Annotated in this window: 24 protein-coding genes; 11 read left to right on the top strand and 13 right to left on the bottom strand. The window is 68.8% G+C overall.

Going from position 1 to position 22,387, the window contains the following annotated elements; all coding sequences use genetic code 11:
* The first annotated feature begins 38 nt into the window (after positions 1 to 38).
* Positions 39 to 713 (top strand): TetR family transcriptional regulator, encoded by a 675-nt coding sequence (locus VHC63_14070; protein HVV37733.1) that lies wholly within the window; start codon positions 39 to 41, stop codon positions 711 to 713.
* 123 nt (positions 714 to 836) lie between these two features.
* Here VHC63_14070 and VHC63_14065 read toward each other — a convergent pair whose 3' ends face one another.
* Positions 837 to 2,024, bottom strand: coding sequence for an amidohydrolase family protein (locus VHC63_14065; GenBank protein ID HVV37732.1), 1,188 nt, complete (start codon positions 2,022 to 2,024; stop codon positions 837 to 839).
* A gap of 30 nt (positions 2,025 to 2,054) precedes the next feature.
* Here VHC63_14065 and VHC63_14060 point away from each other — a divergent pair, with 30 nt between their 5' ends.
* On the top strand, positions 2,055 to 3,086 hold the full coding sequence (locus VHC63_14060; GenBank protein HVV37731.1) for an alpha/beta hydrolase: 1,032 nt from the start codon (positions 2,055 to 2,057) through the stop codon (positions 3,084 to 3,086).
* Here VHC63_14060 and VHC63_14055 read toward each other — a convergent pair.
* Positions 3,083 to 3,979 (bottom strand): DMT family transporter, encoded by an 897-nt coding sequence (locus VHC63_14055; protein HVV37730.1) that lies wholly within the window; start codon positions 3,977 to 3,979, stop codon positions 3,083 to 3,085. The two genes, VHC63_14060 and VHC63_14055, sit on opposite strands and share 4 nt — an antisense overlap.
* Before the next feature lie 121 nt (positions 3,980 to 4,100).
* On the opposite strand from VHC63_14055, the gene VHC63_14050 reads away from it, so the two are divergent.
* Both VHC63_14050 and VHC63_14045 read left to right on the top strand, forming a co-directional pair.
* Positions 4,101 to 4,739, top strand: a complete 639-nt coding sequence (locus tag VHC63_14050) for a peroxiredoxin (GenBank protein HVV37729.1) — start codon at positions 4,101 to 4,103, stop codon at positions 4,737 to 4,739.
* 347 nt (positions 4,740 to 5,086) lie between these two features.
* The gene (locus VHC63_14045; protein HVV37728.1) at positions 5,087 to 5,635 is read left to right on the top strand and encodes a hypothetical protein; all 549 of its coding nucleotides are present in this window, start codon (positions 5,087 to 5,089) and stop codon (positions 5,633 to 5,635) included.
* Here VHC63_14045 and soxR read toward each other — a convergent pair.
* On the bottom strand, positions 5,615 to 6,052 hold the full coding sequence (gene soxR / locus VHC63_14040; protein HVV37727.1) for a redox-sensitive transcriptional activator SoxR: 438 nt from the start codon (positions 6,050 to 6,052) through the stop codon (positions 5,615 to 5,617). The two genes, VHC63_14045 and soxR, sit on opposite strands and share 21 nt — an antisense overlap.
* Before the next feature lie 46 nt (positions 6,053 to 6,098).
* Between soxR and VHC63_14035 the strand changes: the two genes are divergently transcribed.
* Genes VHC63_14035 through VHC63_14025 form a run of 3 tightly spaced genes read left to right on the top strand, consistent with a single transcriptional unit; the run spans position 6,099 to position 8,848 of the window.
* Entirely contained in the window at positions 6,099 to 6,791 is a 693-nt protein-coding gene (locus VHC63_14035) for an SDR family NAD(P)-dependent oxidoreductase (protein ID HVV37726.1), read from the top strand.
* Positions 6,791 to 7,807, top strand: coding sequence for an S-adenosylmethionine:tRNA ribosyltransferase-isomerase (locus VHC63_14030; protein ID HVV37725.1), 1,017 nt, complete (start codon positions 6,791 to 6,793; stop codon positions 7,805 to 7,807). Before VHC63_14035 ends, VHC63_14030 begins: the two co-directional genes overlap by 1 nt.
* A 12-nt stretch (positions 7,808 to 7,819) precedes the next feature.
* Entirely contained in the window at positions 7,820 to 8,848 is a 1,029-nt protein-coding gene (locus VHC63_14025; protein ID HVV37724.1) for an ATP-binding protein, read from the top strand.
* On the opposite strand, the gene VHC63_14020 is transcribed toward VHC63_14025, so the two are convergent.
* Both VHC63_14020 and VHC63_14015 read right to left on the bottom strand, forming a co-directional pair.
* Complete coding sequence (locus VHC63_14020) at positions 8,816 to 10,303, bottom strand: wax ester/triacylglycerol synthase domain-containing protein (GenBank protein ID HVV37723.1); 1,488 nt, start codon at positions 10,301 to 10,303, stop codon at positions 8,816 to 8,818. The two genes, VHC63_14025 and VHC63_14020, sit on opposite strands and share 33 nt — an antisense overlap.
* Before the next feature lie 12 nt (positions 10,304 to 10,315).
* On the bottom strand, positions 10,316 to 11,737 hold the full coding sequence (locus VHC63_14015) for an HAD-IB family hydrolase (GenBank protein ID HVV37722.1): 1,422 nt from the start codon (positions 11,735 to 11,737) through the stop codon (positions 10,316 to 10,318).
* Between the two features lie 92 nt (positions 11,738 to 11,829).
* On the opposite strand from VHC63_14015, the gene VHC63_14010 reads away from it, so the two are divergent.
* A complete protein-coding gene (locus VHC63_14010; GenBank protein HVV37721.1) occupies positions 11,830 to 12,441 on the top strand; it encodes a TetR family transcriptional regulator in 612 nt (203 codons plus the stop codon).
* An 8-nt stretch (positions 12,442 to 12,449) separates the two neighbouring features.
* Positions 12,450 to 13,160 (top strand): lysophospholipid acyltransferase family protein, encoded by a 711-nt coding sequence (locus tag VHC63_14005; GenBank protein ID HVV37720.1) that lies wholly within the window; start codon positions 12,450 to 12,452, stop codon positions 13,158 to 13,160.
* A 28-nt stretch (positions 13,161 to 13,188) separates the two neighbouring features.
* On the opposite strand, the gene VHC63_14000 is transcribed toward VHC63_14005, so the two are convergent.
* The 5 genes from VHC63_14000 to VHC63_13980 are packed head-to-tail and all read right to left on the bottom strand — an operon-like array spanning position 13,189 to position 18,099.
* Positions 13,189 to 14,634, bottom strand: coding sequence for a class I adenylate-forming enzyme family protein (locus VHC63_14000; protein ID HVV37719.1), 1,446 nt, complete (start codon positions 14,632 to 14,634; stop codon positions 13,189 to 13,191).
* 16 nt (positions 14,635 to 14,650) lie between these two features.
* On the bottom strand, positions 14,651 to 15,832 hold the full coding sequence (locus VHC63_13995; protein HVV37718.1) for a crosslink repair DNA glycosylase YcaQ family protein: 1,182 nt from the start codon (positions 15,830 to 15,832) through the stop codon (positions 14,651 to 14,653).
* A complete protein-coding gene (locus tag VHC63_13990; protein HVV37717.1) occupies positions 15,804 to 16,514 on the bottom strand; it encodes a DUF2786 domain-containing protein in 711 nt (236 codons plus the stop codon). The genes VHC63_13995 and VHC63_13990 overlap by 29 nt, the downstream gene beginning before the upstream one ends.
* A 36-nt stretch (positions 16,515 to 16,550) precedes the next feature.
* Positions 16,551 to 17,672, bottom strand: coding sequence for an epoxide hydrolase (locus VHC63_13985; protein ID HVV37716.1), 1,122 nt, complete (start codon positions 17,670 to 17,672; stop codon positions 16,551 to 16,553).
* The gene (locus VHC63_13980; GenBank protein ID HVV37715.1) at positions 17,665 to 18,099 is read right to left on the bottom strand and encodes a PaaI family thioesterase; all 435 of its coding nucleotides are present in this window, start codon (positions 18,097 to 18,099) and stop codon (positions 17,665 to 17,667) included. Before VHC63_13980 ends, VHC63_13985 begins: the two co-directional genes overlap by 8 nt.
* A 67-nt stretch (positions 18,100 to 18,166) precedes the next feature.
* On the opposite strand from VHC63_13980, the gene VHC63_13975 reads away from it, so the two are divergent.
* The gene (locus VHC63_13975) at positions 18,167 to 18,316 is read left to right on the top strand and encodes a GPGG-motif small membrane protein (GenBank protein HVV37714.1); all 150 of its coding nucleotides are present in this window, start codon (positions 18,167 to 18,169) and stop codon (positions 18,314 to 18,316) included.
* Positions 18,317 to 18,376: 60 nt separating this feature from the next.
* Here VHC63_13975 and VHC63_13970 read toward each other — a convergent pair whose 3' ends face one another.
* From VHC63_13970 to VHC63_13960, 3 genes are all read right to left on the bottom strand, one after another.
* Entirely contained in the window at positions 18,377 to 18,973 is a 597-nt protein-coding gene (locus VHC63_13970) for a DsbA family protein (protein HVV37713.1), read from the bottom strand.
* Positions 18,970 to 19,416, bottom strand: a complete 447-nt coding sequence (locus VHC63_13965; GenBank protein HVV37712.1) for a hypothetical protein — start codon at positions 19,414 to 19,416, stop codon at positions 18,970 to 18,972. The genes VHC63_13970 and VHC63_13965 overlap by 4 nt, the downstream gene beginning before the upstream one ends.
* 116 nt (positions 19,417 to 19,532) lie before the next feature.
* Entirely contained in the window at positions 19,533 to 21,077 is a 1,545-nt protein-coding gene (locus tag VHC63_13960) for an AMP-binding protein (protein HVV37711.1), read from the bottom strand.
* A gap of 116 nt (positions 21,078 to 21,193) precedes the next feature.
* Between VHC63_13960 and VHC63_13955 the strand changes: the two genes are divergently transcribed.
* A complete protein-coding gene (locus VHC63_13955) occupies positions 21,194 to 22,387 on the top strand; it encodes a thiolase family protein (GenBank protein ID HVV37710.1) in 1,194 nt (397 codons plus the stop codon).

The raw sequence follows: 22,387 nt of genomic DNA, 5'->3' as shown, positions 1-22,387 counted from the left end.
AACGCCTGTATCCAAAATCTAGGTTATGGTAACAGGCGTTGCCAACCCGCGTTTCTAGCAAACCCGCCCGGCGCGATGTCCGCTGGAGTGGCCTCGAGCCCGATGAGCGGCGCGCCCGCCGGCGCGCCCTGCTCGTCCAGGCGGGTTTCGAGATTCTCGGAAGCGACGGCGCGGCGGCCACCACGGTGCGCGCCGTGTGCCAGCGCGCCGAACTGAACGCCCGCTACTTCTACGAGAGCTTCGCCGACATCGACGCGCTGCTGATCGCCGTGTACGACCACGTGCTCACCGGGCTCCAGGAGGCGACAGCCGCAGTGGCGGCCTCGCCGGACATGGCCCCCATCGTGGTGGCGCGCATCGCGGTGGACGCCATCGTGCGCTTCGTCGACGAGGACCGCCGGCGGGCGCGCATCCTCTATGTCGAGGCGGTCAGCAACGCCGCGCTCAACCGCCATCGCCGCGCCACCGACATCGTCGCCATCAACGCCCTCGAGCAGGCGGCCGTCGAGGCGGCAGGCGCGTGGCCCGAAGGCGAGCGCGTGAGTCAGATCGGGGCAGCGATGCTGCTCGGCGGCATGAGCGAGGTGCTCCTCGACTGGGTCGACGGCCGCATCGACGTGACGCGCAACCAACTCGTCGACGACCTCGCCGCACTCGGTCTCGCGCTGGGAGAAGCGACCGAGAAGATCGCCAGGGCACGCCAGCGTCGCTAGCGGCTCTAGTCCTTCGGGCGCTGGCGGTTGCGGCGGTGGCGCACGTACCACCAGAACACCAGGGCGGCGCCGAGGTACTCGAGCATCTCGTCCCACCCGCCCTGGTGGGCCAGCAGCAGGTAGTTATGCAGCAGAGGGAACGCCGAGGCGCTTGAGCGTCGGACCCATCATCTCGAGGAAGTTGTCGCAGTAGAAGCGCTGCTTGAGGTCTTCGCTGCAGTTCTCGAGCGAGGTGTCGAAGCGGCCGATCGGATTGCGCCCGCCTTCGACGTGCGGGTAGTCCGAGGAGAACATCGTCATCTCCGGGCCCGACTGTTCGGCAATCCAGCCGGCGTCCTCGTGCGGGTAGGGCGTGACCTTCAACTGGCGGCGCAGGAACTCGCTCGGCTTGAGCGACAGCTTCTGCAACCGCTCCTCGTTCTTGATGAACGCCGTTGCACTCGAATCGAGGGCGCGCATGAGCCCCGGTAGCCACGAACCGCCTTGTTCGATCACGCCCCACTGGAGTGTCGGGAAGCGGTCGAACACGCCGTCGATCACGAGCGTCGAGATCGTCTGCATCACCGGGTACTGGATCGCCATGTAGCTGACGCTGCGGAAGTTGCCGTCGCCGCCGTGGAAGTCGGGCACCGGCGGCAGGCCGTTTTCGAAGTAGGCGGGGTTGAGCAGCGTGCCGCCGCCGCCGACGTGGAACACGATCGGCACGCCCGCCTCCTGCGCCTGCGCCCACACGGGGTCGAGCGCGATGTGTGACGGGCTGTGCGTGTTGGGGCACGACGACGCGATCATCAGCGCGGCGGCGCCGGCGTCGATCGCCTCGCCCGCCATGGCGGCGGCGCGGTCGAAGTCGGCGAGCGGGACGTAACAGACCGGCAGCAGCCGCTTGTCGACCGAGCAGAAGTCGAGCATGCCGCGGTTATGCGCACGGGCGAGGCCGTAGGCGTAGTCGAGGTCGTCGGCCCGTTCGGCCTTTTCGAGCTGACCGTTGGCGAAGGTGTTGAACACGAGCTGCGACGCCACGCCGATCATGTCGAGCGCCGCCGGACGGTCTTCGGGAATGAAGCTGCCCGTCGCCTTCCAGTTCTTGCGCAGCATGATTTCGGCTTCGTCGCGCGCCCGGAACTCGGGGTCGGCGTGGCGCTGCCGGAACTGCTCGATCATGTCGGCCTCGCCCGGCGCCACGTTCATGGCGTACGCGTCGGGAATGCGGTCCCGAATGTCGGCGTCGGCGTAGTTGCGGAAGAAGTCGGGCGTCTCGACCACATGGGCATCGGCGTCGTGCACCAACCGGTCCGAAGCGATGTACGGCATAGACAAACCCTACGGCGCTAGAACGTGTTCGTGACCCGCATCAGTGACGATCCGCGTATCGATCCCCGCATCAAAGCAGTGATGGGCGCGTTCCCGACGATGGAACCCCAAGCCGACGTGGCCGACCGCCAGCAACTGCTCGACGCCGCCAGCACCGATCAGGCGCGCCAGACGCGGGCGATGCTCAGCGCCTTCATGGACGCGTGCGACACCGAAGACCTGGCGCCGTCGGCCGGCCTCACCATCACCGAGCACAAGCTCGTGTCTGACCCCGACGGCAACAAGATCAACCTGCGGTTCATCCGACCCGAGGGCGCCGACCCCAAGCCGTGTGTCTATTACATCCACGGCGGCGGCATGGCGGCGCTGTCGTGTTACGACGGCAACTACCGGGCGTGGGGCAAGATCATCGCGGCCAACGGCGTGGCCGTGGCCATGGTCGACTTCCGCAACTCGGTGTCGCCGTCGTCGGTCGACGAAGTGGCGCCCTACCCCGCTGGCCTGAACGACTGCGTGTCCGGGCTCCGGTGGGTCGTGGCCAACGCCGCCGATCTCGGCATCGACCCGGCGCGCATCGTCGTCGCCGGCGAGAGCGGCGGGGGCAACCTCACGCTGGCGACGGGTCTGCGGCTGTTGCGCGACGGCGACGCCGGCGTCGTCAAAGGCCTGTACGCCCTGTGTCCCTATATCGCCGGCGCATGGCCGCTGCCGCAGAACCCGTCGTCGACGGAGAACAACGGGATCCTGCTCGACCTGCACAACAACCACGGTGCGATGGGGTATGGCATCGAGGCATTCGAGGCGCGCGACCCGCTGGCGTGGCCCGGCTTCGCCACGGCGGAGGTCGTGCGCGGCCTCCCGCCGACCGTCATCAGCGTGAACGAGTGTGACCCGCTGCGCGACGAGGGCATCAACTTCTACCGGCTGCTGCTCGGCGCTGGGGTCAACGCCCGTTGCCGCCAGGTGATGGGCACCGTGCACGGCACCGAAATCCTGCCGATGCTGTGCCCCGACATCAGCCGCGAGACCGCAGCGTCGATCGCGCAGTTCGCCCGCGACTAGGGAACGGCGGCTTCTTCCTCCACGATCTCGCTGCCGCTGGAGCGGGCGACGGTTACCGCCGCGAGGAGCACGGCGACGGCGCCGACGAGTTGTATCCCCGCGAGCGGCTCGTGGAGGATCACGAAGCTCAGGATCACCGTGAACACCGCTTCGAGCGTCAGCACGACCGACGCCCGCGCCGGGCCCAGCAACGCCAGCGCGGCGAACATCATCCCGAAGGCCAGCGCGTTCGCCACGCCGTTGCCGAGCAGGATCGGCCAGTGGCCCGCCGTCGCCGCGTAACCGGGGCCGACGACGGCGCGCACGGTGAACGACGCGCTCGCGCCCAGCGCCACCCACGCGCCCGTCGCCATCGGGTCGGACTTTTCGGTGAGCCGCGCGCCCACCGTCACGTAGGACGCGAACGTCGTGGCGCTGCAGAGCGCGAACACGACGCCCATGCGCTGGATGTCGACGTGTCCGCCGGCGCCCGCCACCAGCGCGGAGCCGGTAATCGACAGGCCCAGCGCGCCCAGCACGACCTTCGACGGGAAGCGCCGTCCCCGCACCGCTTCGATCACCGTCACCATCGCCGGATAGACGTAGAACAACAGCGACACCGCCGCCGTCGATCCGCGCGCGATCGCCGCGAAGAAGAACGACGACTCGACCATGTAGCCGACAGCGCCCAACAGGAAGATGCCGAGCCATTCACCGCGCACCGGGCGCGGCGGGATGCGGCGGATCAAACACACGGCGACGAGCACGGCACCGCTCACGGCGAAGCGGATGCTCAGCACCGTGGCCACGTTGAGGTGCGCCTTGGCCAGGTTGCGCCCGCAGATGACGGTGAAGGCGTACCCGAGTCCCGCCAGCGCGCCGGCAATCGCACCGAGGCGCGCTTTGTTCTCCACGCGTACAGCATGATGGTGACGTGGATCTGCCGGCGGGATAGCTCACGCTTAATTGCTGCCACGGAATTCCTGACCAAATCAGTCGGTTATTGTGGGCGACCCCCGATTACAGGAGACACCGATGGCATTACGACTGGGCGACGAGGCCCCCGACTTCACGGCCGGGACGACGGAAGGCACGATCAACTTCTACGACTGGCTGGGCGATTCGTGGGGCGTGCTCTTCAGCCACCCCAAGGACTACACGCCGATCTGCACCACCGAGCTGGGATACGTCGCCAAGATCAAGCCGGAGTTCGACAAGCGCGGCGTCAAGGTGATCGGTCTGTCGGTCGACAGCGCCGAGAGCCACGAAGGCTGGGCCAAGGACATCGAAGAGACGCAGGGCACGGCCGTCAACTTCCCGATGATCGCGGACCCCGACCGCAAGGTCGCCGACCTCTACGACATGATCCACCCGAACGCCAACGACACCCTCACGGTGCGTTCGGTGTTCATCATCGGCCCGGACAAGAAGGTCAAGCTGATCCTGACCTATCCGGCGTCGACGGGCCGCAACTTCAACGAGATCCTGCGCGTCATCGACAGCCTGCAGCTCACGGCCAAGCACAAGGTCGCCACGCCGGCGAACTGGCAGCAGGGCGAAGACGTCGTCATCGGCTCGGCCGTCACCGACGAGGAAGCGAAGGAACTCTTCCCTGAGGGTTGGAACGCGGTGAAGCCGTACCTGCGCGTCGTGCCGCAGCCGGCGTCGAAGTAGTCACTCGAGGTTGCGCAGCCGGATGCCGCTGAAGTCGGTGTCGGGCAACGCGACAACCTGAGTCCACAATGCAGTGAGGTCGGCAACGATGCGAAATTCGTTGCCGGCCTCTTTGTGTTTCTACACGAGCGGACCGACCGACGCGACCGCCACGGGCGTGATCGTTTCCTCGGTGATCCAGCCGCCGCCTTCGGGGTTCTCGCGAAACGGCGCGGCGTCGCCCGCGGGCACTCGCGGGGAAACCAGTGGCGAACTGGTGCCACTCGTCGTCGGCCCATACGTACTGCTGGCGCGGCACGAAGACCTCGATCGCCGGATCCTCGCTGAAGTGGTAGAGGTAGTCGGGCATGTTGTTTCCCGCGCGATTCTGGCCCGGCCTGGCGGATGGCTCCATTACGGTGGCGTTCCGGCGCCAGAAGCGGGCGACGGTCAAGGCCGGTGGCACGCTGCGCTCGCCCGGGGGCGTCCTGTTCATCGACGCCGTCGAGCCCATCACGGAGGACGCCATCACCGACGCTGACGCCCGCCGCGCTGGCCACGTCGACCGCGCCGAGGCCATCGCCGCGCTACGGCCGGAGGGCACGCTGTACCGGATCCGCTTCCACCTCGAGGGCGACGACCCGCGGGTGGCGCTGCGTGAAGAAACCGCCGACCTCACCGCGCTGCGCGCCAAAGTCGATCGCTTTCCGTGGGCCGTCCCGATCCTGGCCCTCGTCCGCGACAACGAGGGCATCGTGAGCAGCGAGCTGGCACCGCAGCTCGGGATGGAACGGCTGCCGTTCAAGCAGAAGGTGCGTCGCCTCAAGGAACTGGGACTCACCGAGAGCCTGAAGGTCGGCTACCGCCTCTCTCCGAGGGGACAGGCGTTCCTGGACTCAGTCGTCGCCGACGATTAGCCAGCGGGCGCCGGGACCGTCGGCTGCCGCAACGTCGTTCGGGTTGGAGAGCGCGCACGTCTTGAGCGAGAGGCACCCGCAGCCGATGCAGCTGTCGAGGCGGTCGCGCAGGCGCTGCATCTCTTCGATGCGGCGGTCGAGCAGCGGCCGCCAACTCTTGGACAGGCGCGACCAGTCCGCCGCGGTGGGCACCTTGCCTTCGGGCAGCGTGGCGAGCGCGCCGCGGATGTCGTCGAGGGTGAGGCCGACGCGCTGCGCGGCGCGAATGAACGCGATCAGTCGCAGCACGTCGCGGTGGTAGCGGCGCTGGCCACCGTCGCTGCGGTCGGCGTGGATGAGGCCTTCCTGCTCGTAGAAGCGCAGCGCCGAGGTGGCGATGCCGGCTCGGTCGGCGACTTCCCCAATCGACAAATCCATCCGAACTCCTTGACTTAAAGTTCACTTTAGCTTCTATCTTGCGGCTATGACTACTGCGATCATCACCGGCGGCTCACGAGGACTGGGCCGGGCGCTCGCCGCCGAGCTCGTCCACGACGGCTGGACCGTCCTCATCGACGGCCGCAACATCGACGAAGTCCTCGCCACCGCCGCCCAACTCGGCCCGAACGTGGTGCCGGTCCCCGGCGACGTCACCGACGCGGTGCATCGCGACCAGCTCGTGGCCGCGGCGGCCCGCACCGGCGGCCTCGACCTGCTCGTCAACAACGCCAGCACCCTCGGCCCGTCCCCCATGCCCACGCTGGCGGAGTTCCCCGTCGACCAGATCGGCGAGGTCTTCCGCACCAACGCCGGCGCGCCGCTCGCCCTGATCCAGGTGGCGCTGCCGCTACTGCGCCGGGCCGCCGCGCCGGCGATCGTCAACATCACCTCCGACGCGGCGCGCCGGCCCTACGAGACGTGGGGCCTGTACGGGGCGTCGAAGGCGGCGCTCGAACAGATCGGAAACGTCCTCGCCGCCGAGGAGCCGACGGTGCGCGTGTGGAGCTTCGACCCGGGCGACATGCGCACGCAGATGCACCAGGACGCGTTCCCCGGCGAGGACATCTCCGACCGGCCGCTGCCCGACGCGGTTGCGGTGCCGGCATTCGTGCGGATGCTGCACACCCGCCCGGCGAGTGGGTTCGTGCAGGCCGGCGCCCTCGTGGAAGTGGCGTGATGGCGACCGCTACGGCGCGGCTGGCCTTCGACCTGCCGCCCGCGCTCGAAGCCCACGAACCGCCCGAAGCGCGTCGGCTGTCGCGCGACGGCGTGCGGATGCTGGTCGCCCACCGCAGTACGGGCGAACTCGTGCACACGCGGTTTCGTGAACTCCCCGACTTCCTGTCGCCCGGCGACCTCGTCGTGGTGAACACCTCGGGTGTGATCGCCGCCGAACTCGACGGTCTCAGCCCGCTCGGCGAGCGCGTCGTCGTGCACCTGTCGACGCGGCTGCCGACGGGCGACTGGGTTGTCGAGTTCCGCCGGGGCGCCGAGCGCTGGGGCGAGCAGGCGCCGACGCACGTCGAGCTCGGCGAAGGCGCGTCGCTCGACGTCGTGGCGAACTATCACGGCAGCGACCGGCTGTTCGTCGCGCGACTGGCCCTGCCCGTGCCCGCGCTGGAGTGGGTGGCGGCGCACGGCCGGCCGATCCGGTACCGCTACATCGACCGCCCGTGGCCCATCGCGATGTACCAGAACGTCTACGCCACGGAGCCCGGCAGCGCGGAGATGCCGAGCGCGGGTCGCCCGTTCACGCCGCAACTGATTACGCGTCTCGTCGCCAAGGGCGTGATGGTGGCGCCACTCGTGCTGCACACCGGCGTGGCGTCGCTCGAAGCCGACGAGACGCCGTATCCCGAATACGTGCGCGTGCCGCCGACGACGGCGGCGCTGGTGCGACTGGCGCATGAGCAAGGCGGGCGCGTCATCGCCGTCGGCACCACCGTCGTGCGCGCCCTCGAGACCGCCGGTGATGCTGCCTTCGACGGCTGGACCGATCTCGTGATCACGCCCGAACGCGGCGTGCGCGTCGTCGACGGCCTGCTCACCGGGTGGCACGAGCCCGAGGCGTCACATCTGCTCATGCTCGAAGCGATCGCCGGCCGCGAACTGCTCGAAGCGTCCTACGCGGCGTCGCTCGCCGAGGGCTACCTGTGGCACGAGTTCGGGGACACGCACCTGATCGTGCCGTAGTCTCGGCCTCGGATGTCGATACCCGGGATGCAGTTGGCGGTCAGCGCCGCCGGCGAACCGTGTCTCCACATTCGGCAGGCCGAGCCGAACCTGTGGTGGCTGGCGTTCGGCGCGCTGCCCAGCCAGCCGACCGCGTCCGGAACCACGATGCCGTCCGAAGTCATCGCGGGATTCGACGACGCGCGTGATCTGACGCTGGCGAAGGTCGAACTCGACACCTGCGGCGCGTGGGTCACGCTGGCGAACGCCGACGTGCGGCGGCCGATCGTCGTGCGCCGTGCCGGCTGGGTCGACGTGCGCGGGCACCCGTACGACGACGCGCATCCGCTCGGCGACGACCGCGTCGGGCTCGGGCCGGGCGATGCGTTGGTGCTGGCGCACCCCGATGACGACGACACGACGACCGACGGCTTCCTCGACGCCTTGCTCGCCCGCGCCGGCGACGTCGAAGGACTGCGCGCGGCGTGCGCCACCGTGCCGTCCGTCGTGCTGGCGATACCGGAGGACCTCGGTGCCGATCCGCGCCAGCGCGTCGCCGACGCTATCGGCATCGCGGTCGACGATCTCGACCTGCCCGGCTACCCCCTCGGCGACGCCCAGCCGGAGCTGTGGGCCGAACCACCGCGCCCGCCGCGTCTGGCTCGGTTGGCGCTGCGCGACGCCAGCAGCGCGCGCGACGTGCGCTCGCTCCTCGACCGCCTCATCGCCAGCTGGCGGTTGACCGATCGCGTCGACGAGAACGACGTGAAGCTGGCGGCGTCGGAGTTGGCGACCAACGCCGTGCGTCACTCCCGCGAACCCCAGACCGCGACGGTGCGTTATCTCGGCGACGGCGTGCGCATCGAAGTCGACGACGGTTCGCACACCCACCCCGAGATGCGCGACGCCGCGGCCGACGACTTCGGGGGCCGCGGCCTTCACGTCGTCGACGCCGTCGCCTCGGCGTGGGGTGTCGAGTCCCGACCGTCAGGCAAGCGTGTGTGGTGCGAGATCGCGCTCCGTAACGCCTTAGTCGCGGACGACGCCGCCGGCTTCGAGTAGCGCGGTGTAGGCCTCGTCGATGTTGCGGCGCAGGCCCGCCGGATCGGTCACCGCCGCCGGATCCACGACGAGGCCCATGTGCAGCCAGCCGTTGGACGAGATCGTCGTGATGTTGGCCGCCGTGCCGGCGACGGGACCGAGCGGGTACATCGCCAGCACCTTGGCGCCGGCCATGTACGTCTCGATCGGCGCGCCGCGCAGGTTCGACGTAGCGAGGTCGATCTTGGCTGCCTGATCGCGGGCGACCCGCGTCGTCATCGACGTGGGCAGCAGGTTGGCGAGCCCGGCGATGGCGCTCATCGCGCCCCGACCGCTCACGGCTTCCTTGCGCTGCGCCATCAGGTCGCGCACCTGGGCGAAGCGGTCGGCGACGGGCAGGGCCGCGCCGGGCACCTGCAGCGGGACGGGCGTGAACGAGTTGCCGCCCATCGACTTGTCGGTGCGGGTGCTGACGACGAAGGTCAGGTTGATCGCCTCGACGGGCGTGTCGCGCTCGGCGTGGTACGCCAGCGCGCCCATCGCCGCGCCGGCGACGAACAGGTCGTTGACCGACCCGCCGAGCGCCTTGGCCGCCGCCTTGGCCTCCTCCAGGTTGACGCTCAACACCTCGAAGTGACGCCGGCGCGACCGCTGCGTCCACAGCGGGGCGTGGGCGTCGACCGTGCGACCGCCACCGGCCGTCTCGAGCGCCGAGCGCACTTCGCCCACCACGTTGCCGACCGCGCTGCCCAACTCGGCCGGATGGGTGACGAGGTTGACCGCGCTGCCGGCGACGCGCGACACGATGCCGCCCTGGCGCCGCAGCGTGTGGCCGACCGAGCGCGCCGCGGTGTCGACGATGTTGGTGCCCATGTCGGCGCCGGCTTCGAGCAGCTCCCCCTGCTCGGCGGCGACGGCCTCGGCGAAGATCGCCTCGACGTCGACCTCGGGCGGCTCGGGGGCGTGGCGTTCGAGGTCCGTGTACACCTCGGCCATCCGCAGCGCGCCGATGCCGTCGGCGACCGAGTGGTGCTGCTTGGTCAGCAGCGCGGAGCGGCCGTCTTCGAGGCCCTCGATCAAATAGAACATCCACAGCGGGCGCGTGCGATCGAAGGGCTCTTCGTGCAGGCGCATCGTGAGGTCGAGCAGCTGGCGCATCGAGCCCGGCGCCGGTAGCGCGACGTGGCGGATGTGGTAGCCGAGATCGAAGTCGGGGTCGGTCGCCCACACCGGCGGCGACAAGCGGCCGAGGCCGGGCACGGGACGCTCACGCAGGCGCGGGATGCGCGACAGGCCGTAGCGGATCTTGCGCACCATGAGGTCGAAGTCGACGGGCTGGTCGAGGATCGTGAGCGCGGACCCGTTGGGGTTCATCCACGGGTCCTTCTCGATGTTCCACATCAGCGCTTCTTGGTCGGTCATCCGCCGTTCGAAGGCGAAGTCGCGCTTGCGGTCCATGGGCTTCTGGTCTGCCATCGAACTCTCCGATCAGGTGTCGCTGCCGGGGCGACGGTCGGCTTCCTTCGAGGGGTCTCCCCTGTATCCCGAAGGGTAGGTCGCCCGCAGTTCGGCTTCTGTGGGCGTGTAGGGCTGACGGGCCTCGGCGGGCAGCAGCTCGACGATGGCGTCCATGATCTGCTTGGTGGCGACGTCGAGGTCGTCGGAGGTCACCCGGAACGGTGTGCCCACCGTGGCGGTGACGACGGGCTTGGTGCGCCCCGGCGCGACCACGCGGGGGATCTGCGAGCTGCGGGGCCACACCTTTTCGGTGCCCCACAGGGCGACGGGAATCACGGGCACGCCCGTCATCTGGGCCAGGCGCGCCGCGCCCCACCGGCCCTTGAGTTCGGGGTCGAAGAAGGCGGGACCGCGCGGGATCGTGCCCTGCGGCGCCATGGCGATGACGTCGCCGCCGCGCAACGCCGCCGCGGCGCGCTCGAGCGGCTCGTTCGAGCCCGTGCCGCGGTCGACGCGGATGCCGCCCATGCTGGTGGCGATCGTGCCGAACAGTGGCACGTCGAAGACTTCCTTCTTGCCGAGGAAGCGGGCGTCGCGGCCCGACTTGGCGATCACGTAGGCGACGGCGGTCGAGTCGTAATACGAGCGGTGGTTGAACACCAGGATGGCGCCGCCGGTGGCCGGGATGTTCTCGACGCCCTCGATGCGAATCGTGGCGAGCGCGTCGAGTCGCTCGTTGCCGAAGGGCCGCAGCCAGCCCTGCATCTCGCGCCCGGCGAGCTTCATCACGCCCTCGGGCTTGTCGAGGAACCGGATGGGCCAGCGCCGCAGCGTCGCCAACGCCAGCAGCGCCGGGTCGGGGTTGACGGCGACCGGGTGGCCGAACTGCGCCAGCAGGTCGGCGTCGCTGCGCGAGTCGGAGTAGGCGTAGCTCTCGGCGAGATCGACGTCGTTGGCCTCGGCCCACGCCAGCACCGCCGCCTTCTTCTCGCCGGCGTGCAGACGAACGCCGTCGATGGCGCCGGTGTAGACGTCGCCGTCGATCTCCCACTTGGTGGCCACGACGTGGTCGAACTCGAGCCGGTTCGCCAGCGCTTCGATCGTGGCCAGGTTCGACGCCGTGGCCAGCACGACCGTGCGGCCGGCGTCGCGATGCGACTTGATCAGCGGGCGCACGAAGGGCAGCACGTGATCCATCAGCTCGTCGGCGATCTTCTCGGCGACGGCGGCCACCTCGTCCACTCGCCAGCCCGGCTTGCAGCCCGACTGGGTCCGGGCGACCCGCATCGACAACGCGCTCTCGCCGAAGAGCTCGAAGGCCGACTGGAAAAGGCGCTCGCCGGGGAAGGCACGGTTGGCGAGACCGGCGTCTTTGAGGTGGCGCTGGATCACCGGCGCCGAAGACGCCTTGAGAATCGTGCGGTCGAGGTCGAAGATGGCGGCAGCGGTCACAGCACGCGACGGTACGGGTGCCGCCACGAAATGTCAATCGCTGACATAAGTTTGCGGATGACATTTGTCTGTCGTTGTCATATGATGGGTTTGTGACGTTGACTCTCCCCGCCGGGGTCGAAGAAGTGGGGCGCCGGGCCCGCAAGAAGCAGCACACCCGCGACGAGTTGGTGGCAGCCGCCACCCGGCTGTTCTCCGAGCGGGGCTTCGACGAGACGACCACCGCCGACATCGCCGAGGCGGCCGACGTCTCCCAGCGCACCTTCTTCCGCCACTTCGCTTCGAAGGAGGCCGTGCTCTACGGCGACAGCGAAGAAGTCGCCGCCGCCTTCGGCGACGCCATCCGCGCCCGTCCCAAGCGCGAGGCGCCGCTCACGGCCGTCGGCCACGCGCTGCACGAACTCGCCCAGCTCGCCGCCGCCGGCGACCCCGAGCGCACGCTGCTGCAGGCGCAGCTGGCGGCGCGCTATCCGTCGGTGTCGGCCTACAGCCGCGCCGTCGTGCAGCGCGGGCTCGAACAAGCCGTGACCCTCGCCGTCGCCGAGCGCATGGGCGTCGACCCGGCGAGCGACCCGCGCCCCGAAGTCATCGCCGGCGCCACCATGTCGGCGGTGCGCTACGCCCTGCGCCAGCTGGCGTTGTCGCCCGGGCGCGCGGACCTGCTGGAGCTGGCCAGCAAAGCACTGATCTCGCTGCGGAGTTAGGTGCCAAGATGACCGCCATCGCCAGCTCGCCTGCGCCGCCGAGTCCGAACCGGCTGCTGTTCAACGCGGTCAAAACCGCCACGAACGCGGTGCTGCGCTTCGGTCAGAAGCTGACGGTCGAGGGCTTGAAGAACATCCCGGCGACCGGCCCGGCGATCATCTGCCCCAACCACTTGTCCGTACACGACTCGACGGTGCTGCTCGGCGTGCTGCCGCGGATGACCCGTTTCATCGGCAAAGACGAGTACGTGAAGGACTGGACGACGCGGTTCTTGTTCCTCGCCCTCGGCAACATCCCCGTCGACCGCTCGGACTCCGATTCCGGGAGCGCGGCGCTCGAGGCCGCCACCGCCGTGCTCGAGCAGGGCGACTTGTTCGGGATCTTCCCCGAAGGCACCCGCAGCCGCGACGGGTTCCTGCACAAGGGCAAGACGGGTGCGGCGCGTTTGGCGCTGCGCACCGGCGCCCCGCTGATCCCCGTCGGGCTGATCGGCACTGACGAGATGCAGAAGCCGAACGACCCCATCACCGTCATGCGCTTCTTCAAGGACGTCACCGTGCGCATCGGCAAGCCGATCCGCGTCGACCGCTACTCGTCCCGCCCCGACCAGACCCTCGCCCCCCGTCAGATGACCGACGACCTCATGTACGAGATCAGCCAGCTCTCCGGTCAGACGTATGTGGACGAATACATGCTCCGCCCCGACCAGATCGCCTAACCCTCTCGCAATCCGCGTACCGATTCGGCTAGGCCGACCCTGAAATGAGTCGGCGGACGGCTTTGCCGGACTCGGTGACGGGGAGCTCGCGGTGCAGGAAGACGTGCTTGGGGACCTTGTGCCGTGAGAGCTGCTTGCGGCAGTGGGCCACGAGTTCGGCCTCGGTCGGCGTCGTCCCGGGTTGGGGCACGACGTGGGCGACCACGACTTCGCGGTCGTCTTCGACCTCGCCGACGACGACTGAGGTGCTCACGCCGGGGTGCAGGTCGAGCGCCAGTTCCACTTCGGCCGGCGACACGTTGAACCCGTTGACGTTGATGACGTCCTTCTTGCGGTCGACGATGTCGAGGCGGCCTTCGTCGTCGAACATGCCCACGTCGCCGGTGCGGAACCAGCCGCCGCGGGCGCGGTCGAGCCGCGTCCCGTCGAGGTACTCCTTGGCCACCGACGACCCGCGCACCCAGATCTCACCGGTGTCGCCCAGCAGGGCGTCGTCGCCGTCGTCGACGACGCGGATCTGCGTGTCGCCCAGCGGCCGGCCGACGGTGCCGGGGTGCGGATCAGTCGGGTCGTCGTGGCAGATCGTGCCGGCGGTCTCCGTCAGCCCGAACCCACCGGCGATGCGCAGGCCGAGCATGTGCTCGACGGCGTCGCGAATCGCGGGTGGCATCGGCGCGGCGGAGTAGGTGGCGCGGGTGACCGTCGACATCAGCTCGCGGTCGCCGGCCGCCGCGAGGCCCTTCCACATGAGCGGCACCGCGCTGACGGCGGTCACGCGGTGGCGAGCGATCAGTTCGGCCACCTCGTGGGGATCGAAGCCGTTGTTGAGCACGAGTTTGCCGCCGACGCTGAGGACGGTGCCCACGATGCTGTTGAGACCGAACACGTGCGCGATCGGCAAGCCGGCGTAGGCGACGGTGCTGGCGTCGAGACCGGCCCCGGGAGCGTGCACGAGGCCGTCGCGGGTCGCGGCCAGGTTGCCATAGGTGAGCACGACCGGCTTGGGCAGCCCGGACACGCCGCTCGTATAGAGCACCACCGCGGGGTCGTCGAGGGCGACGGCGGCGACGCCGGACGGATCAGAGTCGACCGTCGGGTAATCGCTCGCCGGCGAGAGCGCGGGGCGCACGATGGCGTGGCCGGCGGGGACTTCGCACTCACGATCCGACGCCACCATGACCAGCGCCGGCTCGATCTCACCGAAGCGGCGCTCGTGTTCGGCCAGGGGCGACTGCATGCCGAGCATCACCGGCACCATGCCGGCGGCCTGCACGCCGAGGTAGGCGACGACGCCGTCGCTGCAGGAATTCGCGATCACGGCGATGCGGACACCAGCGCCGAGGCCCCGGGCTCGCAACCCCGCCGCGGTCCGTAGGACCCGTTCGCTTAGTTCGCCGTACGTAACGCGGTTGCCGCCCTCGAGCAGCGCCGTCGCCGTGGCGTGACCCGCCAGGCGCGATGCAAGTTCACCCATCGGAGTCCACGCTAGGTCAGATACCCACGGCTAAACGTTTTGCCAAGTCCCCTTTCTCCTTTACGACCACATCGTCCAGGCCCTGCCAGCGGGCGATTTCCCGCAATTCGTGCGCCAACGCCGGTACGACTTCGTCGAGATCGATGCCGAATTCGGCGTAGCTCGCCTGCACCAGCAACGCTTTGGCCTTGCGATCGGCCTTGAGATCGACGCGGGCGACGAAGTCCTCGCCGAGCAGGAACGGCAGGACGTAGTAGCCGAACACGCGCTTGGCTTCGGGCACGAAGATCTCGAGCACGTAGTCGAAGCCGAACAGGTCGACGAGGCGGTCGCGGCGCCACATCACGGGGTCGAACGGGTTGACGAGGGCGGCGGCGCTCACGTTGCGCGGCGTGGCCGCGGCGGGATGGAGGTACCACGGCCCCTTCAACCCCTCGACCTGCACCTCGATCAGTTCGCCGTCGGCCACGAGCTGCCCGATGACGGGTCGGGCCTGGGCCGCCTGCATCCACACGTAGAAGGTGAGGTCTTTCTGCCGCGCCACCCCGAGGGCGCGTGCCGCCAGCAAGATGCTGCGCCGCCGCGCCTCGTCGGTGTCGATGGCGTCGCGGGCGGCCACGATGTCGTCGGGCAGCGCCTCGAACAGCGACAGGTAGGTGCGCTCGAAGTTCGGTTTGCGCCCCGGCGCGATCGTGCCCGTCTGCACCAGATACTCGAGGCGCGACTTGGTGATCGTCCAGTCCCACCACGGTTCTTTCGGCTTGGTGCGGATCTCGAGTTCGCCGGCGGTGACCTCGCCCCGCAGGTCGACCTCGCGCTGCAGATGCTTGAGCGCCTCGGCGTCGCCGGCTTGATCGACGACGTGGCGCTTGCGGTCAGAACGCATGCGCCAGGCGAACAGCGGCCAGGTGTCGTACCGCATGAGCGACGTGCCGTGCATCCAGTACTCGATCAACCCACCGCCCGGTTGCCACAGCTGGTGCAGCACGTGCTCGTCGAAGGGACCGACGCGCGAGAACAGCGTCATGAGGTGGGCGCGCGCCATCACGTTGACGGTGTCGACCTGCACGCCGCCGAGGGTGTCGACCACGCCCAGGAGGTGCTTGGCCGTGGCCTTCTTCGGGCGCGGCTTGGCTAGGCCCTGCGCGGCGAGCGTGATGCGCCGCGCCTCAGCGCGCGAGAGCTCGGCCGGTCCCACGCAATCCCTTGGTGCCGATGTTGGCGCGATCGGCCGCCGCACGGCCGGCGCCGTACCCGCCGTAATGGCTGACCGACGTCCGCTGCGTCGACAGGTGCGGGAACTCCTCGTGCACGCGCGCGTCGATGGCGGCGCGGCGCGCTTCGAACAGCGGCACCAAGGCGACCCCGAGATCGGACTCGGCCTCGCCTTGCGCGGCGGCGCGCGCCTCGCGCAGGCGCTCACCGATGCGCCGCGCGTATGCGATCAGGAAGGCGTGGCGGAACGCCTTGACCTGGCCGCCGGTGTTCTCGCGCGGCACGCGCAGCATCGCGGAGGTCGCCTGCACCAGCAGCGACGCGAACAACAGCTCGACCACCTCGAGGTCGGCGTCGAAGCCGAACAGGGTCGCCTCGAACATGCCGTTGAACACCACCTGCACGACGTTGGCGTGGCCGATCTGGGTGAGCAGCGAGATCTTGGCGCGGGCATACGGCGCCTCGACCTTGAGCGTGCGCATCGCGGGGCGCGCACCGGACGCGCGACGCTGCTGGGCCACCGCGTCCCCGATGGCGTAACGCGCCATCAACTCCTGCGCTTTGGCGACGAGCGCCTCGGCTTCCTCGGGGTACGTAGTCGACTCTGCCTTGGCGAGCAGCGCTTGGACTCTGCTCACGATCTTCTCGTTCAAAGAAGATTCCATGCCCCCGACCCTATCGACGGGGTGTAACGGGGTCGCCTAGCGGAACTGGCGGAACGCGGTGCGCAGTTCGTCGACGAACAGATCCGGCTGCTCGAAGGCGGCGAAGTGACCGCCCTTGTCGAGCTCGTTCCAGTAGCGGATGTCGTAGAGCGGCTCGGCGAACCGCCGCGAGGCGCGGAAGATCTCCTTGGGGAACACCGACACGCACACCGGCACCTGGACCGGCTCGAACGTGCGGTTGTTGAAGCTTTCCCAGTACAGCCGCCCACTCGACGCCCCCGTGCCGGGCAGCCAGTACAGCATCACGTTGTCGAGCATCTCGTCGCGCGTCAGCACGTTCTCGGGATGGCCGTCGCAGTCGGTCCACTGCCAGAACTTCTCGACGATCCACGCCAGCTGTCCCGCCGGCGAGTCGACCAACGAATACCCGAGCGTCTGGGGACGCGTCGACTGCTGCGTCGAGTACCCCATGCCCCAGCGCTGGTGGTAGGCGTAGTCGGCCAGCGCCTGCTGCTCGGCCTCGGTCAAGTCCTCGCGCATCTCCTTGGACGGCGGGGCGATGATCATGTTGGTGTGCACCGCGGCGCAGTGCTCCTTGTCGATCGCGCCGATGCCGAGCGTGACCGCCGAGCCCCAGTCGCCGCCCTGGGCGACGTAGCGGTCGTAGCCCAGGCGCGCCATCAACTCGGTCCACGCCCTGGAGATGTGCTGCGTGTTCCAACCGGTGGTCGACGGCTTGTCCGACCAGCCGTAGCCCGGCAGCGACGGGCACACCACGTGGAACGCGTCGGCCGGGTCGTCGGGGTTCGTCAGCGGCTCGATCACCTTCATGAACTCGACGATCGAACCCGGCCAGCCGTGCGTCATCACCAGCGGCAGCGCGCCGTCATGCGGCGAGCGCGCGTGGATGAAGTGAATATCGAGGTCGTCGAGTTGCGTCGTGAACTGGGGGAAGCGGTTGAGCTGCGCTTGGCGTGCGGGCCAGTCGTATGTGTCGGCCCAGTAGGTGCACAGGTCCTGCACGTACTGCAGCGGCACGCCCTGTTCCCAGTCGTCGACCGTTTCGGGTTCGGGAAAGCGCGTGTTGCGCAGGCGCTGTTGCAGGTCCTCGATCTGTTCGGCGGCGATGTCGACCGCGAACGGGGTTACTTCACCCATCGGCGCGATGGATCATGAACGTGCCCGTCGACCGGCAGATCAGTTCGTCCTTCTCGTTGCGGATCTCGGCCGAAGAGAACGCGATCACCTTCGTCATCCGGTCGAGCGAACCGCGCACGGTGAGCTTCTCGCCGAGGACCGCGCCTTTCATGCAGTCGGTCTTCATCTCGAGCGTCGCGCGCGTGCGGTCCTTGCCCTCGAGCGACGCGTTGATGGCGAAGTTCATCGCGGCGTCGAGCATCACCGCGTACACGCCCGCTTGCACGCCGTCGTGGGGGTTGCACGCCATCTTCGTCGGGGTCCACGTGCCGGCGCACCAACCTTCGCCGTATTCGTCGATGCTGCCGCCGATCGCGGCGATGACGGGCATGCCGCCGTCGCCCAACCACCGATCCATGTCCTTGCCCATGGGCGGAGTCTTGCGCATCAGGCGCGGTTAACCACGAAGCGCGAGGGCAATCACTTACTCACACCAAGTTCGAAGGAGAACCGCAATGCTTCTGTGGCTCATCGCTGTGGCAATCGCAATCGCCGGTGTCGTGCAGGTGATCCAGGGTCAGATCCTCTTCGGCATCATCCTGTTCATCGTGGCCTGCCTGGTCGGTCCCGGCGGCTACAGCATTTTCCGAAGTCGTAGCGTCTAACCAACGCGACACAAGCGTGGTGCGCCGGGTGCCAGTACGGGCCCGGCGCACCGTCGCGTCTCAGGACCAACAGGAACTGAGGAACGCTTCGAGCCGCGACGGGTCGGGCGCCACGTGCAGCACACCGTCGTCGTCGCGCGCCAGCGCCAGGCTGGGGCAGAACACGTCGTTGCCGCCGCAGAAGAAGTGCGGCGACCCCTGCACGCCGCGCTGTTGACCCTCGTGCCAGTCGTCGAGCACTGACTGGCGATCGGCGGCGGTGATCTCGGCGCCGAACTCGGCGGCGAGCATCGCGGCTTGCGCTTCGTCGCCGATGTCGCGACCTTCCTCCCACAGGGCCTCCCGCAGGCGGAAGCTGGCCGCTTCACCGTGTCCGGCTCGCGTCGCCGCCGCGGCCGCCGCGAGCGCGGGCAGCGTCGTCGTAGGGAAGTGCGCGGGGTCGAAGCCTGCGAACAGACCGACGTCGAGTTGCTGACGCAACGCCGCGACGTTGCGCGTCGTCTTGCCCACGTCCATTGGCGCGCCGTTGACCAACTCGAGGGGCCACGCCCGCACGTGAATCGCCACGTCCGGAGCGAACTCGTCGCGCCGCGCCCGCACGATCTGCAGACCGACATAGGCAAACGGGCACCAGACGTCGGCGAAGACCTCAATCACGGGTTGAGACCCCGCAGGGCGCGCGTGACTGTCAGCGTGCAGCCGCGTGCCTGCAGCTCGCGCTGGTCCGCCGCCAGGTGCGCCTTCGTCGGCGCCAACCGGGCGAACCCGATGAACGTCGATACGAGCGACGCGGGATACACCCACCAAACGTTGGCAACGAAGAACGCCACGAAGCCGAGCAGCGCTGCGGCCTCGGCGAAGGCCAGACGCAAGAAGAACCGCGTCCGATACGACGCCGCCAGCGTGGATGCATTCGTGCCGTCGAGCGCCGCACCGCGTTGCACGGTCGGTGAGACCACGAAGACCATGAGCACGCCGAGGCCCAAGAAGGCGACCGCCAGCCCCGGGCGAGGCGCGACGTCGGGCGTCGTTCCGATCACAACCAGGACGACCTGAAACAACAGGACCGCGGTGACGAACGACAGAAAGACCTGGCGCATAACGACGAGACCGTCCGCCGAGCCGCGTGCGCGTCGTTGCGCGACTGACGGTACGAGCAGCGCGACGAGGCTCCGCCCGCTCGGCCATCCCGGGTCGTCGTCGGCGGGACCGCCGACTACCCCACGCGCGATGACCGGCCCTCCCAGTACGGCTCGCGCAGTTCGCGCTTGAGGATCTTGCCCGACGCGCTGCGCGGGATCTCTTTCATCGACGCGTGCGAGCGCGGCACCTTGTAGCCCGCGAGGTGCTCGCGGCAGAACGCCTCGAGTTCCGCTTGGTCGACGTCGCTGCCGTCGTAGGTAGTGACGACGCAGTGCACCGCTTCGCCCCACTCGTCGTCGGGGATGCCGAACACCGCGGCATCCGCGATGTCCGGGTGGGCGATGAGGACCGCTTCGATCTCGGCGGGATAGATGTTCACGCCGCCCGAGATGATCATGTCGTTCTTGCGGTCGCAGATGTAATAGAAGCCTTCGTCGTCGCGGTAGGCGATGTCGCCGACGGACATGTAGCCGTCGGGCCGCTTGCCCTTCTCGTACTTGTCCGGGTCCTTGTAATAGGTGGCGAAGGTGGCGTCGCTGAGCACGAAGAGTTCGCCGGGCACCATCGGCTCGGTCACCTCGTTGCCGTCGTCGTCGAACAGCTTGATGTCGACACCCGGCGCCGGCCGGCCGCACGAACCGGGCTTTCGCATTTGCTCGTCGGGCAGCAGGATCGTGTTGACGCCCAGTTCCGTCGAGCCGTAGATCTCGAACAGCGACTTGTCGTCGATGCGCTCGATGTACTTCTTCTTCAGCTCGAAGGCCCACGGCGCGGCGTTGGCCAGCAGCACCCGCATCGAGGAGCAGTCGTACTGCTTGATCGTCTCGAGCGGCAGGTCCACGGCGCGGCGCACCGGCGTCGGCGCCGAGAACGTCGTCGTCACCTTGTGCTTTTCGACGAGCGCCAGCCATTCCTCAGGGTCGAAATGGCGCTGCACGACGACCGAGCCGCCGAGTTGCTGCACCACCATCATGAAGCCCAGCGGTGCCGAGTGGTACAGCGGACCGGTCGAGAGGTACACGTCGTCAGGACCCCAGCCGAGCATCCCGATGAGGTCGCCGGTGTGCTTGCTCGCCTCGGTGCGCCGCACCGTGCCCTTCGGCTTGCCGGTCGTGCCCGACGTATAGATCATCGTCGTGCCCGCCGTCTCGTCTTCGCCGACCGGCACCGGCTCATCCGTCGACGCCGCGGCGGCCAGCGCGTCGAAGTCCTGCGACCACGCCGGTGCCTGGCCCTGAGAGCGGAAGCAGTACCAGGCGCGCACGCGGTTGCAGTCCTCGACGATCGTGGCCAGCTGGTCCGTCTGCTCGATGTCGAACAGCACGACGACGGCGTCGCAGTTGTCGATGACGTACTGCGCCTCGTCGGGCGCCAGCCGGTAGTTCATCGGCACGCACACCGCGCCCACTTTGCGGGCCGCGTGATTGATGGCGACGACCTCGAGGGAGTTCTGCCCGACCCACAGCACCTTCTCGCCGGCGCGCACGCCAGCGCCGAGCAGCACGTCGGCGTACTGGTTGACCAGCGTGTTGAACTCCCGCCGGTTCATGACCCGCTCGCCGTCGATGACGGCGGTCTTGTCCGGGTCGGCGGCGGTGTGCATAGCGAGAACGTCCACGGCGCCGGACAATATGGGAATTACCGGGGGTCTGGCCCGGGTTGCTATCGCGGCGGTCAAACCGCGAGACTTGACCGCTCAGTCAAGTTCTGAGAAACACGTTCTAGGAGGCTTCAATGCCCAACGCCGTTATCGTCGACGCCGTCCGCACCGCGGGCGGCAAGCGAAATGGACGTCTGTCCGGGTGGCACCCCACCGACCTCGCCGCCGAAGTGCTCAAGGCGCTCGCCGAGCGCAACAACCTCGACCCGGGCCTGGTCGACGACGTGATCATGGGTTGCGTCATGCAGGTCGGCAGCCAGGGCCTCAACATCGGCCGCAACGCCGTGCTCGGCGCCGGCTGGCCCGAGTCGGTGCCCGCCACCTCCGTCGACCGCCAGTGCGGTTCGTCGCAGCAAGCGGCCCACTTCGCCGCCCAGGGCGTCATCTCCGGCGCCTATGACATCGCCGTCGCCGCCGGCGTCGAGGTCATGTCGACCACCCCGATGGGCGCGTCGATCACCCCCGGCTCGATCCCCTTCGGCCCCTCCGTCATGGCCCGCTACGCGCCGGCCGGCGGCCTCGTGCCCCAGGGCATCGGCGCCGACATGATCGCCGACAAGTGGGGCATCTCCCGCGAAGAGCTCGACGCCTTCGGTGCCGAAAGCCAGCAGCGCGCCGAGCGCGCCGCCAACGAGGGCCGCTTCGACAACGAGATCATCCCGGTACAGGCCAAGGTGCTCGACCGCGACAGCGGAAAGGTCAACGACCTCGGCGAACTCCACACCCGCGACGAGGGCATCCGCCCCGGCACCACCGCCGAGTCGCTCGCCGCCCTCAAGCCGGCGTTCAAGCCCGACGGCAAGATCACGGCCGGTAACAGCTCGCAGATCGCCGACGGCGCGTCGGCCGCGCTGATCATGAGCGAAGAGAAGGCCGCGGCGCTCGGTCTCAAGGCGCGCGCCCGCTTCCACACCTTCGCCCTCGCCGGCGTCGACCCGATCACGATGCTCACCGGCCCGATCCCGGCCACCGAGAAGGTCATCGCCCGCTCCGGCCTCAAGATCGAGGACATCGACCTGTTCGAGATCAACGAGGCGTTCGCCTCGGTGCCCCTCGCCTGGTTCAAGGAGTTCCCGACCGTCGACCCGGCCAAGGTCAACCCCAACGGCGGCGCCATTGCGCTGGGTCACCCGCTCGGCTGCTCCGGCACCAAGCTCCTGGCGACGCTGCTCAACGAGCTCGAGCGCACCAACGGCCGCTACGGCCTGCTCACCATGTGCGAAGGCGGCGGCATGGCGAACGCCACGATTATTGAGCGACTCGGCTAA

The sequence above is a fragment of the Acidimicrobiales bacterium genome (assembly GCA_035546775.1).
In the GTDB taxonomy this organism is placed as follows: domain Bacteria; phylum Actinomycetota; class Acidimicrobiia; order Acidimicrobiales; family JACCXE01; genus JACCXE01.
The sequence above is the reverse complement of the archived record's forward strand: the minus strand, read 5'-3'. Positions and strand labels throughout refer to the sequence as shown.